Annotated in this window: 15 protein-coding genes; 11 read left to right on the top strand and 4 right to left on the bottom strand. The window is 66.1% G+C overall.

All coding sequences use genetic code 11. The features are described 5' to 3' along the window. Positions 1–13 precede the first annotated feature (13 nt). From HV701_RS21505 to HV701_RS21475, 7 genes are all read left to right on the top strand, one after another. The gene (locus tag HV701_RS21505) at positions 14–1,990 is read left to right on the top strand and encodes an AMP-dependent synthetase/ligase (RefSeq protein WP_175135036.1); all 1,977 of its coding nucleotides are present in this window, start codon (positions 14–16) and stop codon (positions 1,988–1,990) included. 5 nt (positions 1,991–1,995) lie between these two features. Then, complete coding sequence (locus HV701_RS21500; protein ID WP_175135035.1) at positions 1,996–2,886, top strand: ABC transporter ATP-binding protein; 891 nt, start codon at positions 1,996–1,998, stop codon at positions 2,884–2,886. Positions 2,887–2,896: 10 nt separating this feature from the next. Then, positions 2,897–3,826 carry a branched-chain amino acid ABC transporter permease gene (locus tag HV701_RS21495; protein WP_175135071.1) on the top strand — a complete coding sequence of 310 codons (930 nt, stop codon included), beginning with the start codon at positions 2,897–2,899 and terminating at the stop codon, positions 3,824–3,826. Positions 3,827–3,846: 20 nt separating this feature from the next. Beyond that, entirely contained in the window at positions 3,847–4,911 is a 1,065-nt protein-coding gene (locus HV701_RS21490; protein WP_175135034.1) for a branched-chain amino acid ABC transporter permease, read from the top strand. 224 nt (positions 4,912–5,135) lie between these two features. Next, on the top strand, positions 5,136–6,476 hold the full coding sequence (locus tag HV701_RS21485; RefSeq protein WP_175135033.1) for an ABC transporter substrate-binding protein: 1,341 nt from the start codon (positions 5,136–5,138) through the stop codon (positions 6,474–6,476). 58 nt (positions 6,477–6,534) lie between these two features. Next, complete coding sequence (locus HV701_RS21480; protein WP_175135032.1) at positions 6,535–7,377, top strand: ABC transporter ATP-binding protein; 843 nt, start codon at positions 6,535–6,537, stop codon at positions 7,375–7,377. 83 nt (positions 7,378–7,460) lie between these two features. Then, positions 7,461–8,729, top strand: coding sequence for a phenylacetate--CoA ligase family protein (locus HV701_RS21475; RefSeq protein WP_175135031.1), 1,269 nt, complete (start codon positions 7,461–7,463; stop codon positions 8,727–8,729). Between the two features lie 81 nt (positions 8,730–8,810). On the opposite strand, the gene HV701_RS21470 is transcribed toward HV701_RS21475, so the two are convergent. Genes HV701_RS21470 through HV701_RS21455 form a run of 4 tightly spaced genes read right to left on the bottom strand, consistent with a single transcriptional unit; the run spans position 8,811 to position 11,265 of the window. Further along, complete coding sequence (locus HV701_RS21470) at positions 8,811–10,049, bottom strand: NAD(P)/FAD-dependent oxidoreductase (protein WP_175135030.1); 1,239 nt, start codon at positions 10,047–10,049, stop codon at positions 8,811–8,813. A gap of 13 nt (positions 10,050–10,062) precedes the next feature. After that, positions 10,063–10,500 carry a YeeE/YedE family protein gene (locus HV701_RS21465; RefSeq protein ID WP_175135029.1) on the bottom strand — a complete coding sequence of 146 codons (438 nt, stop codon included), beginning with the start codon at positions 10,498–10,500 and terminating at the stop codon, positions 10,063–10,065. Between the two features lies 1 nt (position 10,501). Next, a complete protein-coding gene (locus tag HV701_RS21460; protein WP_175135070.1) occupies positions 10,502–10,933 on the bottom strand; it encodes a YeeE/YedE family protein in 432 nt (143 codons plus the stop codon). Next, positions 10,927–11,265 carry an ArsR/SmtB family transcription factor gene (locus HV701_RS21455; protein ID WP_175135028.1) on the bottom strand — a complete coding sequence of 113 codons (339 nt, stop codon included), beginning with the start codon at positions 11,263–11,265 and terminating at the stop codon, positions 10,927–10,929. Before HV701_RS21455 ends, HV701_RS21460 begins: the two co-directional genes overlap by 7 nt. Before the next feature lie 125 nt (positions 11,266–11,390). Here HV701_RS21455 and HV701_RS21450 point away from each other — a divergent pair, with 125 nt between their 5' ends. From HV701_RS21450 to HV701_RS21435, 4 genes are all read left to right on the top strand, one after another. Next, positions 11,391–12,254 carry an MBL fold metallo-hydrolase gene (locus HV701_RS21450; RefSeq protein WP_175135027.1) on the top strand — a complete coding sequence of 288 codons (864 nt, stop codon included), beginning with the start codon at positions 11,391–11,393 and terminating at the stop codon, positions 12,252–12,254. Between the two features lie 102 nt (positions 12,255–12,356). Beyond that, entirely contained in the window at positions 12,357–13,823 is a 1,467-nt protein-coding gene (pap, locus tag HV701_RS21445) for a polyphosphate:AMP phosphotransferase (protein ID WP_175135026.1), read from the top strand. 19 nt (positions 13,824–13,842) lie between these two features. Continuing rightward, positions 13,843–14,292: a GNAT family N-acetyltransferase gene (locus tag HV701_RS21440; protein WP_175135025.1), complete on the top strand. Its 450-nt coding sequence runs from the start codon at positions 13,843–13,845 to the stop codon at positions 14,290–14,292. Continuing rightward, positions 14,289–14,753 carry an HIT family protein gene (locus HV701_RS21435; RefSeq protein WP_175135024.1) on the top strand — a complete coding sequence of 155 codons (465 nt, stop codon included), beginning with the start codon at positions 14,289–14,291 and terminating at the stop codon, positions 14,751–14,753. The genes HV701_RS21440 and HV701_RS21435 overlap by 4 nt, the downstream gene beginning before the upstream one ends. The last annotated feature ends 17 nt before the right edge of the window (positions 14,754–14,770 follow it).

The raw sequence follows: 14,770 nt of genomic DNA, 5'->3' as shown, positions 1-14,770 counted from the left end.
CGGAGGAGACAACGTGGCACATTCATCGCCCGCATCCGCACAGATGCCGGCGGCGCTGGACACCTTTCCAGCGCTGCTGTTCGCGCATGCCGACGTACGCGGGTCGCGGCCCGCGATACGCGAGAAAGACCTGGGCATCTGGCAAACCCTTACCTGGTCGGAAGTGGCCGAGCACGTGCGCCAGGTCGCCCACGGGCTCGCGTCGCTGGGCATCCTGCCGGGCATGCATGTGGCCGTGATCGGCGAGAACCGCCCGCGCCTGTACATGGCCATGATGGCCGCGCAATCGCTCGGCGCGATCCCCGTTCCGCTCTACCAGGACGCCGTGGCCCAGGAAATGGTCTACGTGCTGCAGGACGCCGAAGTCAGCGTCGCGGTGGTCGAGGACCAGGAACAGGTCGACAAGATGCTGGAAGTGCGCGACCAATGCCCCGCGCTCAAGCACGTGGTCTACGACGACCCGCGCGGCCTGCGCCACTATACCGATGCGATGCTGCTGTCGTATGACCGGCTCGAGGAGATCGGCCGCGAATACGCCGCGCAACATCCCGATTTCTTCGCCCGCGCCGTCGCCGCGGTGCAGCCGCATGACGCGGCGGCGATGTTCTATACCTCGGGCACCACCGGCAAGCCCAAAGGCGTGGTGCTGACGCACCATGCGCTGATCGATCGCGCCCGCGCGGTGTCCGAAATGGAAAAGCTGACCGACCGCGAGGACGTGCTGGCCTACCTGCCGCCGGCCTGGATCGGGCAGAACATGTTCTCGTACACGCAATTGCTGGTCACCGGCTTCACCGTGAACCATCCGGAATCGCCCGACACGGTCTCGATCGACATGCGCGACATCGGGCCCACCTACTATTTCGCGCCGCCGCGCGTGCTGGAAGGCCTGCTGACCCATGTGATGATCCGCATGGAAGATGCCGGCTATCTCAAGCGCAAGCTGTTCCATGCCTGCATGAAGCTGGCGCGCCGCGTCGGCACCCGCATCCTGGATGGCGAATCGGTCAACCCCTGGGACCGCCTGCGCTACGCGCTGGGCAATGTGCTGATCTATGGCCCGCTGCGCAACGCGCTCGGCATGAGCCGCGTGCGCGTGGCCTATACCGCGGGCGAGGCCATCGGCCCCGACCTGTTCGTGTTCTACCGCTCCATCGGCATCAATCTCAAGCAACTCTATGGCTCCACCGAGACCTCGGTGTTCGTCTGCGTGCAGCCGGACGGCCAGGTGCGCGACGACACCGTCGGGCCGCCCGTGGCCGGCGTCGAGATCCGCGTGGCCGACAACGGCGAAATCCTGGTCAAGAGTCCCGGCCTGTTCAAGGAGTACTACCGCAACCCGGACGCCACGCAGGAGGCGCGCAGCGCCGATGGCTGGTTCCACACAGGCGATGCGGGCTACCTGGACACCGACGGCCAGCTCAAGATCATCGACCGCGCCAAGGACGTCGGCAAGCTGGCCGACGGCAGCCTGTTCGCGCCCAAATACCTCGAGAACAAGCTCAAGTTCTTCCCGCACATCAAAGAGGCCGTGGCCTTCGGCGCCGGCCGCGACGACGTCTGCGCCTTCATCAACATCGACCTGGAAGCGGTGGGCAACTGGGCCGAGCGCCGCGGTCTGGCCTATGCCGGTTACACCGACCTGGCGGGCAAGGACGAGGTCTACCAGCTCATCGCCGAATGCGTCGAACAGGTCAACGCCGATCTGGCCACCGACCCGAAACTGTCGGCATCGCAGATCAGCCGCTTCCTGATCCTGCACAAGGAACTGGACCCGGACGATGACGAACTGACCCGCACCCGCAAGGTGCGCCGCGCATTCATTGCGCAGAAGTACGGCGTGCTGATCGACGCCCTCTTCCAGAACAAGCCCTCCCAGTACATCGAAACCGAAGTGAAATTCGAGGACGGCCGCAGCGGCAAGATCGCCGCCGACCTGAAGATCCGCCCGGTCAAGACGTTCCCCGCCATCACAGCCCGAGCCGCGTAGAGACCATGAGCAACAACGACCGCGACCAGCGCATCGGCGACGTGATGCTGGACATGCAGAACATCTCGCTGTCCTTCGGCGGCGTCAAGGCGCTGACGGACATTTCCTTCAATGTGCGCGAACACGAGATCCGCGCCATCATCGGCCCCAACGGCGCCGGCAAGAGCTCGATGCTGAACGTCATCAACGGCGTCTACACCCCGCAACAGGGCGGCATCGAGTTCCTCGGCAAGCGCTTCTCGCGCATGAACCCGCGCCGCGCCGCTGAAATGGGCATCGCCCGCACCTTCCAGAACCTGGCGCTGTTCAAGGGCATGAGCGTGCTCGACAACATCATGACCGGCCGCAACCTGCGCATGAAGTGCGGGCTGCTGGCGCAGGCTTTCCGCCTGGGCGCCGCCGAACGCGAAGAGATCGAGCACCGCCAGTTCGTCGAGAACATCATCGACTTTCTCGAAATCCAGGCCTACCGCAAGACGCCCGTCGGGCGCCTGCCCTATGGCCTGCAAAAGCGCGTCGACCTGGGCCGCGCGCTGGCCATGGAACCGCGCCTGCTGCTGCTGGACGAACCCATGGCCGGCATGAACATCGAGGAAAAGCAGGACATGAGCCGCTTCATCCTCGACGTGAACGACGAGTTCGGCACCACCATCGTGCTGATCGAGCACGACATGGGCGTGGTCATGGACATCTCCGATCGCGTCGTGGTGCTGGACTACGGCAAGAAGATCGGCGACGGCAAGCCGGAAGAAGTCCGCGCCAACGAAGACGTCATCCGCGCGTACCTGGGCGTGGACAGCGCTCCCGCCCAGGGCGCCGAAGCGCAGGCGACGCCCCCCGCCCCCAGCCCTCCCCATGAGGGGCAGGGAGATAAATCAATGGCTGCACGGACATAAGGGGCGAATGATGGGATTTTTTCTGGAAACCTTGTTCGGCGGCCTGATGAGCGGCATGCTGTACGCGTTGATCGGCCTGGGCTTCGTGCTGATCTTCAAGGCCTCGGGCGTATTCAATTTCGCCCAGGGCGCGATGGTGCTGGTGGCCGCGTTGTCCATGGCGCGCTTCTCGGAGTGGCTTCCACGCTGGTTCGGCTTCGAGAACATGATCCTGGCCAATGTGCTGGCGTTCATCGTCAGCGCCATCGTGATGTTCCTGCTGGCCGTGGCGATCGAGCGTTTCGTGCTGCGCCACCTGGTCAACCAGGAGGCCACCACGCTGCTCATGGCCACGCTCGGCATCAGCTACTTCCTGGACGGCCTGGGCCAGATCGCCTTCGGCAGCTCGGTCTATTCCATCAACGTCGGCATGCCGAAAGATCCGCTGCTGATCCTGGACACGATGTTCGAGGGCGGCCTGCTGATCAATCTCGAAGACCTGACCGCCGCCGTCATCGCCGCGCTGCTGGTGGCGGCGCTGGCACTGTTCTTCCAGTTCACCTCCACCGGCCGCGCCCTGCGCGCCGTGGCGGACGACCATCAGGCGGCGCAGTCCATCGGCATTCCGCTGAACCGCATCTGGGTCATCGTCTGGAGCGTTGCCGGCTTGGTGGCGCTGGTGGCCGGCATCATCTGGGGCTCCAAGTTCGGCGTGCAATTCACGCTCTCGACCGCGGCGCTGCGGGCGCTGCCGGTGGTGATCCTGGGCGGGCTGACCTCGGTGCCGGGCGCCATCCTGGGCGGCCTGATCATCGGCGTGGGCGAAAAGCTGTCCGAAGTCTATCTGGGGTCGCTGGTCGGCGGCGGTATCGAGATCTGGTTCGCCTACGTGCTGGCGCTGGTGTTCCTGCTGTTCCGTCCGCAAGGACTGTTCGGCGAGAAGATCATCGACCGCGTCTGAGCGCCTTCTAGGATAAAAACATGTTCTATCGCGAAAACGGCCAATTCAAGACCAGCTATCGCGCTGACCAGCAGATCTTTCCGATCCGCCAGGACCGCGTCTTCATCTGGCTGCTGCTGGCGGTGGCGTTCATCGCCATCCCGGCGCTGTCCAGCGACTATCTGCTGCGCGCCATCCTGATCCCCTTCCTGATCCTGTCGCTGGCCGCCGTCGGCCTGAACATCCTGGTGGGCTATTGCGGCCAGATCTCGCTGGGCACGGGCGCCTTCATGGCGGTGGGCGCGTATGCCGCCTGGAACTTCGGCGTGCGCTTTCCGGGCATGCCGCTGATCGTCCAGATCCTGCTGGGCGGCTGCTTCGCCACCATCGTCGGCGTGATATTCGGCATCCCCAGCCTGCGCATCCGCGGCCTGTACCTGGCCGTGGCGACGCTGGCGGCACAGTTCTTCGTCGACTGGGCATTCCTGCGCATCCCGTTCTTCACCAACTACTCGTCGTCGGGCAACGTCTCGGTGCCGCCGCTGACCGCCTTCGGCCTGCCGGTGCAGAGCGCTCTCGAGAAATACCTGTTCGTGCTGATCCTGGTCGTGCTCTTCAGCCTGCTGGCCAAGAACCTGGTGCGCGGCGCCATCGGCCGCCAATGGATGGCGATCCGCGACATGGACGTGGCCGCGTCGGTCATCGGCATCCGCCCGATGTACGCCAAGCTCACCGCCTTCGCGGTCAGTTCCTTCATCGTCGGCGTGGCCGGCGCGCTGTGGGGCTACATCCATCTGGGCTCGTGGGAACCGCTGGCCTTCGACCTGACCCGCTCGTTCCAACTGCTGTTCATGGTCATCATCGGCGGCCTGGGCTCGATCATCGGCAGCTTCTTCGGCGCGGCCTTCATCGTGCTGGTGCCGGTAGCGCTGACCAATGTGCCGCACATGCTGGGCCTGTCGCTGTCGGTGGACATCGCCGCGCACGTCGAGCACATGGTGTTCGGCGCGCTGATCGTGTTCTTCCTGATCGCCGAACCGCACGGACTGGCACGTTTGTGGAGCATCGGCAAGGAGAAACTCCGCATCTGGCCGTTCCCCCATTAAGGAGGGCACACGCCCGAAGCGCCTGCGGCGCTTCCCCCTCAAGGGGGCGCCGCCGGGGACCGGCAAAGCCGGATCCGCCGCGGCCCGAATGGTGTGGCTCCCGTTGTGATCATCGTCGGTAGTAGCGGTATGCGCGCCACGACCGACATCCTGAATACCCGGCTCCAGACCGGGCCAACCCCGGTGTCCGAGGGTTTATGACCCAAACACCACGCAGGAGGTAAATGGAGATGAAGCGTCTTAACCTGAAGTTGGCGGCAGCCTTGGTGGCCGCAGCCGGCGCCGTGGGCGCCGTGGCCACGCCGGCAATGGCGGCGGAAGAGCAGTTCGTTCCGTTGCTGGTGTACCGCACCGGCTCCTTCGCGCCGCTGGGCATTCCCTGGGCCGACGGCAAGCTGGATTACCTGAAGCTGGTCAACGAACGCGATGGCGGCGTCAACGGCGTCAAGATCACCTACGAGGAGTGCGAAACCGCCTACGCCACCGACCGCGGCGTGGAGTGCTACGAGCGCCTGAAGGGCAAGGGTACCGGCGCCTCCGGCTTCGACACCCAGTCCACCGGCATCACCTTCGCGGTCAGCGACAAGGCCATCGTCGACAAGGTGCCGGTCGAGACGATGGGCTACGGCCTGTCGCAATCGGTCGATGGCAGCGTGTTCGAATGGAACTTCCCGCTGCTGGGCACCTACTGGACCGCGGCCGACGTGATGATCCAGGACATCGCCAAAAAAGAAGGCGGCATGGCCAAGCTCAAGGGCAAGAAGATCGCCCTGGTCTATCACGACTCGCCCTACGGCAAGGAACCGATCCCGCTGCTGCAAAAGCGCGCCGCCAAGGAAGGCTTCGAACTGCTGCTGTATCCGGTGACCGCGCCGGGCGTGGAGCAGAAGTCCACCTGGCTGCAGATCCGCCAGGCCCGTCCGGCCTACGTGCTGCTGTGGAGCGCGGGCATCATGACGCCCACCGCCATCCGCGAAGCGCAGGCCAGCGGCTATCCGCGCGACAAGATGTACGCCATCTGGTGGGCCGGCTCGGAAGGCGATGTGAAGGACCTGGGCGATGTCGCCAAGGGCTACAACGCCATCACCATCCACAACAGCGGCGCCGAGCACGACAAGGTCTACGACGATCTGAAGAAGTACGTCTACGACAAGGGCCAGGGCGCGGACAAGACCGGCAAGACCACGCTCGGCACCATTGCCCATACCCGCGGCATGATGATCTCGATGCTGCAGGTCGAAGCGATCCGCACCGCGCAGGAAAAGTATGGCAAGGGCAAGGCCATGACGCCGGAGCAGGTGCGCTGGGGCTTCGAGAACCTGAACATCACCCAGGAACGCCTGGACCAGCTTGGCTTCGGCCACATCATGCGTCCGGTAAAGACCTCATGCAGCAACCACAAGGGTGACGACTGGGCCCGCATCGTGCAGTGGGACGGCGCCAAGTTCAAGGTCGTTTCGGACTGGTACCAGGCCGACAAGACCCTGCTCGACCCGATGGTGAAGGAAGCCGCGGCGAAGTACGCCAAGGAAAAGAACATCACGCCCCGCACTTGCGAGAACTGATGTGAACCGGCGGCCGGCGCCCCAGGGCGTCGGCCGCCACCATGCCGCAGGAACCGCCATGACCGCAGCAACGACTACCGCTACTACCGCCGACACCCCCAAGGTGCTGCTCGATGTGAACGGCATCGAGGTGATCTACAACCACGTCATCCTGGTGCTCAAGGGCGTCTCCCTGCAAGTGCCCGAAGGCAGAATCGTGGCCTTGCTGGGCGCCAACGGCGCCGGCAAGACCACCACGTTGCGCGCCATCTCGAACCTGCTCAAGGGCGAGCGCGGCGATGTCACCAAAGGCCACATCCAGTACCGCGACCAACGCATCGAGAAGTTGTCGCCGGCCGAGCTGGTCAAGCGCGGCGTGGTGCAGGTGATGGAGGGCCGTCATTGCTTCGCCCACCTGACGATCGAGGAAAACCTGCTGACCGGCGCCTATACCCGCGATCTCAGCCGCGGCGACACCAGCGCCGCGCTCGACCGCGTCTACCAGTATTTCCCGCGCCTGAAGCAGCGCCGCACCAGCCAGGCCGGCTACACCTCGGGCGGCGAACAACAGATGACCGCCATCGGCCGCGCGCTGATGGCCAACCCCAACATGATCCTGCTCGATGAACCGTCCATGGGCCTGGCGCCGCAGATCGTCGAGGAAATCTTCGAGATCGTGCGCGACCTGAACCAGCGCGAGCGCGTCAGCTTCCTGCTGGCCGAGCAGAACACCAACATCGCGCTGCGCTACGCCGACTACGGCTACATCCTGGAAAACGGCCGCGTGATGATGGACGGCGCCGCCCAAGACCTGGCCCAGAACGAGGACGTGAAAGAGTTCTACCTGGGCATTTCCAGCGGCGAACGCAAGAGTTTCCGCGACAACAAGTTCTATCGCCGCCGCAAGCGCTGGCTGGCCTGATCCCTGGAGCGGCGATGCCGGCGCGGGCCGGTGCCGCCGCCGGCAACGACACCGCAGTACGGCACACGAGAGGGTGCGATCCCATGTCCGAGTTTTTCGATGTCCTGGAAACCCGAGCGCCCGAGCAACGCGAGCGCGAGCTGATGGCGGCCCTGCCCGGCGCCATCGCGCGCGCCATCGCCCGCGCGCCGGCCATTGCCGAGCAACTGCGCGGTATCGACCCCGCCACCGTCACCTCGCGCGCCGCGCTGGCGCGCCTGCCGGTGCTGCGCAAGCACGAACTGCTGGAACGACAACAGCACAGCCGCGCTCAGGCCACGCAGCCGGCCGGCCCGCAGAAAGCCTTTGGCGGCTTCTCGGCCATCGGCTGGGGCGAAGCCATGCGCGTATTCGCCTCGCCCGGCCCGATCTATGAACCCGAAAGCGCCCGTGCCGACTACTGGCGCTTTGCCCGCGCCCTGTACGCCGCCGGCTTCCGCGCCGGCGAACTGGCCTACAACTGTTTTTCGTACCACTTCACCCCGGCCGGTTCGATGATGGAGACCGCCGCGCACGCAGTCGGCTGCACCGTGTTCCCCGGCGGCACCGGCCAGACCGAACAACAGGTCCGCGCGATCCAGGATCTGTCGCCCAGCGGCTACACCGGCACCCCCAGCTTCCTGAAGATCATCCTCGAAAAAGCCGACGAACTCGGCGTGAAGCTGGATTCATTGCGCCGCGCCCTGGTATCGGGCGAAGCCTTCCCGCCCTCGCTGCGCGACTGGCTGGCAGCGCGCGGCATCGAGGGCTACCAGGCCTATGGCAGTGCCGACCTGGGCATGATCGCGTTCGAAACGCCGGCGCGCCAGGGCCTGGTGCTGGGCGAAGACATCATCGTCGAGATCGTGCGCCCCGGCACCGGCGAGCCGGTGCCCGATGGTGAAGTGGGGGAAGTCGTGGTCACCACGCTCAACCCCGATTACCCGCTGGTGCGCTTCGGCACCGGCGACCTGTCGGCGGTGATGCCCGGCATTTCGCCCTGCGGCCGCACCAACACCCGCATCAAGGGCTGGATGGGCCGCGCCGACCAGACCACCAAAGTGCGCGGCATGTTCGTGCATCCCTCGCAGGTGGCCGACGTGGCGCGGCGCCATCCGGAAATCCTGCGGGCGCGGCTGGTCATCAGCGGCACCACCGGATCGGACAAGATGGTGTTGCGGGTGGAGTCGCGGGTGCGTGGCGAAGACCTGGCCGCGCGCATCGCCGAATCCGTGCGCGACGTGACCAAGCTGCGCAGCGACGTCGAATGGGCCGAGGCCGGCTCCCTGCCGAACGACGGCAAGGTCATCGACGACATCCGCACCTACGAATAACAGGATAAGAAGAAGAAAGGCGCGCGCCCGGGACCGGCAAAGCCCGGGCGCGGCACCGCCTCTTTCGCGGCCGCGCCCGGCTCAGTTGCCCAGCGGACGGGCCAGCCACTCGCGGCCCTTGAGCATGCCGTTCCAGTAGATCCACGGCAGCATCGTCGCCTTCAGGAACCACGCGCTCCTGCGCGGCACTGTTGGGTCCAGCGGGAACGTGGGCAGCAACTTGCCGCCGTACCCGAACTCGGCCAGCACGATACGTCCACGCTCGACCGTCAGCGGGCACGAGCCGTAGCCGTCGTACGCGACCGGCAGCGCATGGCCCTCGCGCAGCGCCAGCAGGTTCTCGGCCACCGTGACGATCTGCTTGCGCGCCGCCGCCGCGGTCTTGGCATTGGTGGTGCTGATGCTGTCGCCCAATCCGAAGATATTGCTGTAGCGCACATGACGCAGCGTGGCCGGATCGACCTCGCACCAACCCGCCGCGTCCGCCAGCGCGCTCTGGCGCAGGAAGTCGTGCGGCACCTGCGGCGGCACCGCGTGCAGCATGTCGAACGGCTTCTCGACGCGAATGACCGCGCCCTCGGCGTCCTTGACGTCGAACCAGGCCTTGCGCGCCGGACCGTCCACCGCCACCAGGTTCGAATTGAAGGCCAGCGAAATGCCGTAGCTTTCGACGTAGCGCATCAGGGGCGGCACAAAGGTCGGCACGCCGAACAGCACCGCGCCGGCCAGGTCGAACTCGACCTTGATGCGATCGAGCACGCCGCTGCGGCGCCAGTGGTCGCAAGCCAGATACATGGCCTTCTGCGGCGCGCCGGCACACTTGATCGGCATGGCCGGCTGGGTGAATAGGGCCTTGCCGCCCTTGAGCCCGCGCACCAGTTCCCACGTGTAGGGCGCCAGATCGAAACGGTAGTTCGAGGTGACGCCGTTCTTGCCCAGGGTATCGGACAGACCCTCCACCTTGTCCCAGGCCAGGCGCAGGCCCGGACAGACGATCAACTGCTGATAGCCGACCACGCTGCCATCGGCCAAGCGCAGTTGGTTGGCCTCGGGCTCGAAACCAGCGGCCGCGGCCTGCAGCCAGGTGGCGCGCCGCGGCATTACCGCCCGCGTCGGACGCACGGTCCTGGCGATGTCGAACGCGCCCCCGCCCACCAGCGTCCAGGCCGGCTGGTAAAAGTGCCGGTCGCTCGGTTCGACCACCGCGATACGCAAATCCGGCCGCCGCCGCAGCAGGCTGGCGGTCACGCCGATGCCCGCAGAACCGCCGCCCACCACCACCACATCGAAATCACGCTGTGCCTGTGCTGCCGTCTGCATGCTTGTCTCCCTTCTATCGACCGGTCCGGGGCGGCCGGTTCGTCATGTACTGAATTGCCGAGAACAGCGCCATGCCGGCCACCATGGCCGCCACGAAGATCAGAGCCTCGGGCACGCCGGCCGCGGCCGCCACCAGCGCCGGCCCCGGGCAGAACCCCGCCAGGCCCCAGCCCGCGCCGAACGCCAGGCTGCCCAGCGCCAGTCGCGGGTCGATACGCGTGGCAGTGGGCCATTGCAGCGGCTCGCCGGACAGGCTGACGCGGCGCCGGCGCAGCCAGACAAAACCCGCGGCGGTCACCGCCAGCGCGCCGCCCATCACCAGCGCCAGCGAAGGATCCCAACGCCCGGCCAGATCCAGGAAACCCAGAACCTTGGCGGGGTTGGCCATGCCGGAGATGATCAACCCCAGCCCGAACACCAGCCCTGCGAGAAACGCGAACAATGCCGCCATGTCAGGCTCCGATCAGATGTCGCACGACATACACCATGGCGAATCCGGCTGCCATGAACAGGGCGGTCGCCACCAAGGAACGGCGCGAGCCGCGCGCCAGGCCGCAAACACCGTGACCGCTGGTGCAGCCCGAGGCGTATCGGGTGCCGATGCCCACCAGCAGGCCGGCGGCGATCAGGCGGCCGTTGCCCGCCTCCACCACGATCGGCGGCAGCGCGCTGCCCCATTGATACAGCCAGGGTGACAGACATAGCCCGAGCAAAAACGCCAGGCGCCAGGAGGCATTGCGATCAGGCGGCAGCAACCCGCCAAGGATGCCGCTGATCCCGGCGATGCGGCCCGCGCCCAGCATCATCAGGACGGCGGCCGCGCCGATGACGGCGCCGCCGGCCAGCGCGCTCCAGGGCGTGAAAGCGGCGGCGTCGATCATGATGCGAGCGCCGCCATGGTCCGGCCGCAATACAGGCTGGACAGGGTCTTCATGACCTGGCTGACCTCGAAGCTGGCCAGCTGGTAGTACACATACTTGCCCTGGCGGCGCGTGGTTGCCAGGCCTTCGTCGCGCAGCACGCCCAATTGCTGCGACAGGGGCGGCTGGCGGATGCCGGTCAGGGATTCGAGTTCGCCGACATTGCGCTCGCCCTGCACCAATTGGCACAGCAGGAGCAGGCGGTCTTCATTGGCCAGCGCCTTGAGCAAGGTGCAGGCCTGCGAGGCGGACTCGCGCAGCGCGGCGACTTCGCATTCGGTAAGGGGAGCATTCATTTGATGGGGGTCAATCACCAGAAAATAGTTTGATCATTATATTGACGAATAAACTATTCAACAATTTTATTTAAAAAAGTATATTGTTTCATCGACTCCGCCACCATCCGGCCAAGGCAACCGCCATGACTCCGCAGATCCAAGCCTTTTTCGACCCGGTCACTGCCACCGTCACCTATGTGGTGCACGAGCCCGCCCCTGGCGGCGCCTGCGCCATCATCGACTCGGTGCTGGACTACGATCCCAAGTCCGGCCGCACCACCACCGCCAGCGCCGACCGCGTCGCCGCCTATGTGCGCGAGCATGGCCTGCATACCGAATGGCTGCTGGAAACCCACGCCCATGCCGATCACCTGTCGGCGGCTCCGTACCTGCAGCGCCAGTTGGGCGGAACCATCGCCATCGGCGAGAGCATCCGCACCGTGCAGGGCGTATTCAAGAAGATCTTCAACCTCGAACCGCAGTTCCAGCTCGACGGCTCCCAGTTCGGCCACCTTTTTGCCGATGGCGAGACCTTCCATATCGGCGCGCTGGCCGCCAGCGCCATACATGTGCCCGGCCATACGCCGGCCGACATGGCCTACCGCATCGGCGATGCGGTCTTCGTCGGCGACACCCTTTTCATGCCCGACGTCGGCACCGCCCGTTGCGATTTCCCCGGCGGCGATGCGCACCAGTTGTACCGCTCCATCCAGCGCCTGCTGAGCCTGCCCGCCGACACCACCCTGTACATGTGCCATGACTACCCGCCCGCCGGCCGCGAGGCCGCTTGGCGAACCACTGTGGCCGCGCAGCGCGCCGGCAACATCCATGTGCGCGATGGCATCTCCGAAGACGACTTCGTCGCCATGCGCACCGGACGCGATGCCACCCTGGCCATGCCCACGCTGATTCTGCCGGCCATCCAGGTCAATATCCGCGCGGGCCATTTCCCGCCAGCCGAAGACAACGGCGTGCGCTACCTCAAGATCCCGGTGGACGCCCTCTAGTTCCGCACCTGGCACGGCGCCCCCGGCGACGCACTTGCGCGCCGCCGGGATATCCCGCAAGATCGGCCGATCACCCGATTGCCGATCAGACGGAACCCCTCCATGTTCGCCGAAGCCGAAGCCGACCCAGTCCTGACCAAGGAAGCCTTCAAGCCGCTGGAAGCCAAGCTGCGTGTCGCGCTCCTGAATGCGCAATACCAGCGCCTGCAAAAGGCTGAAAAATCCCTGCTGGTCGTGGTCGCCGGCATCGACGGCGCCGGCAAAGGCGCCACCGTCAACCTGCTCAACGAGTGGATGGACCCGCGCCACATCAAGACGCTGGCCTATGGCCCGCCGGAAGGCGAGGAACTCGAACGGCCGCCGATGTGGCGCTATTGGAAAGACCTGCCCCCCAAGGGCAGCACCGGCATCGTCTTCGGTTCCTGGTATGCCCCGCTGATCCGCGAAGCGTCGCGCAAGCACCCCAACCAGGACAGCATCGAGGCCCAGTCGGTGGCCATCCGTCGCTTCGAGGCCATGCTGGCGGCCGAAGGCACGCAGATCGTCAAGCTCTGGTTCCACCTGTCGAGCGACGCCCAGCGGGCGCGCGCCAAGCGCCTGCTGGCCAGTCCCGAGACCTCCTGGCAGGTCAGCCCGATCGATCTCAAGGTACACAAGAAGTACGACCGCATCCGCAATAGCGGCCAGGTCGTCATCAATCACACCGACAGCGGCCACGCGCCATGGGTGGTGATTCCCAGCGCCGACGAGAACATGCGCGCGGCGCGCACCGCCGAAGCGGTGCTGGCCGCCATGCGCCAGCAGAGCGTGCCACGCATCCCGCCGACCTTCGTGGCCCATACCGGCCCGGCCCGCATCCTCGACCGGCTCGGCCAGCTCGACTATGACGCCAAGCTCGACCGCGAGGACTATGAGTCCGAGCTGGGCCTGCTGCAAGGCCGCCTGGCGCGCGCCGCGCGCTCGAAGAAGTTCCAGGAACGCTCGCTGGTGCTGGTATTCGAGGGTCAGGACGCCGCCGGCAAGGGTGGCGCTATCCGCCGTATCACGCATGCGCTGGACGCGCGCCAGTATGACATCACGCCGGTGGCCGCGCCCAACAGCTACGAATCGTCGCGCCCCTATCTGTGGCGCTTCTGGCGCCATGTGCCGGGGCGCGGCCGTATCGCCATCTTCGACCGCTCCTGGTACGGACGGGTGCTGGTCGAGCGGGTCGAGAAAATCACCCCACCATCGCACTGGCGCCGCGCCTATGCCGAAATCAACGACTTCGAGGCGCAGTTGGCCGGCAGCGGCGCGCTGGTGCTGAAGTTCTGGCTGGCGATCACCGCGGACGTGCAGCTCGAACGCTTCAAGGACCGCGAGAAATCGCCGTTCAAGAACTTCAAGATCACCCCCGACGACTGGCGCAACCGCGACAAATGGAAGGAATACGCCGCCGCCACCAACGAAATGCTGGCGCGTACCGACGTCAAGCACGCGCCGTGGCATCTGATATCCGCCAACGACAAGCGCTACGCGCGCCTGCAAGTGCTATGGCACATCGTCGAAGCCCTGGAAAACCAACTCTGACCCGCTGGAGGCCCGTCTCATGAGTTCCGCCGAAATCCGCCCCGTCGTCGCCGCCGATTTTGACGTCTGGCTGCCCCTGTGGAAGGGCTACCAGGACTTCTATCGCGTCGACATCGCCGATGCCGTCACCCGCAACACCTGGGGCCGCTTCCTGGACCCGGCCGAGCCGATGCACGCCGCCCTGGCCTACGACAGCGGCAAGGCCGTCGGCCTGGTGCACTGGATCTTCCACCGCTCCACCTGGACGGCGGGCGACTACTGCTACCTGCAAGACCTTTACGTGGCCCCCGACACCCGTGGCACCGGCGCCGGCCGCAAGCTGATCGAACACGTCTATGCGCAGGCCGCCAACGCCAACTGCGCCCGCGTGTACTGGCTGACCCACGAGACCAACGCCACCGCCATGCAACTGTACGACCGCATCGCCGACCGCTCCGGCTTCATCCAATACCGCAAGGCGCTGCCATGAGCGCGCGCGATCCGGACTGTCCGCTGTGCCAGGACGACGGCGGCGCGCTGCTGTGGCGCGGGCCGCACCTGCGCCTGATCGAGGTCGATGATCCCGACTACCCCGGCTTCACCCGCGTGGTGTGGAACGGCCACCTAGCCGAGATGACCAGCCTGTCGGCCCACGGCCGCGACCTGCTGATGCGCGCGGTGTACGTGGTGGAAGAGGCGCAGCAGTCGATCCTGGCGCCGGATAAGATCAATCTGGCCTCGTTGGGCAACATGGTGCCGCACCTGCACTGGCACGTCATCCCGCGCTGGCGCGGCGACCGCCATTTCCCCGACCCGATCTGGGCGGCCCCGCGTATCGCCCCGGGCGCCGAATCCGCCGACTGGCACGCACGCCAGGCACGCGTGCGCGCCCTGCTGCCGCGCTACCGCGACCGGCTGGTCGAAGCCATGAACGCGCTGCTGTGGCACTGAACCCGTGACAAGGCCAC

The organism is Achromobacter pulmonis, assembly GCF_902859765.1.
Classification (GTDB): domain Bacteria; phylum Pseudomonadota; class Gammaproteobacteria; order Burkholderiales; family Burkholderiaceae_B; genus Achromobacter; species Achromobacter pulmonis.
The sequence above is the reverse complement of the archived record's forward strand: the minus strand, read 5'-3'. Positions and strand labels throughout refer to the sequence as shown.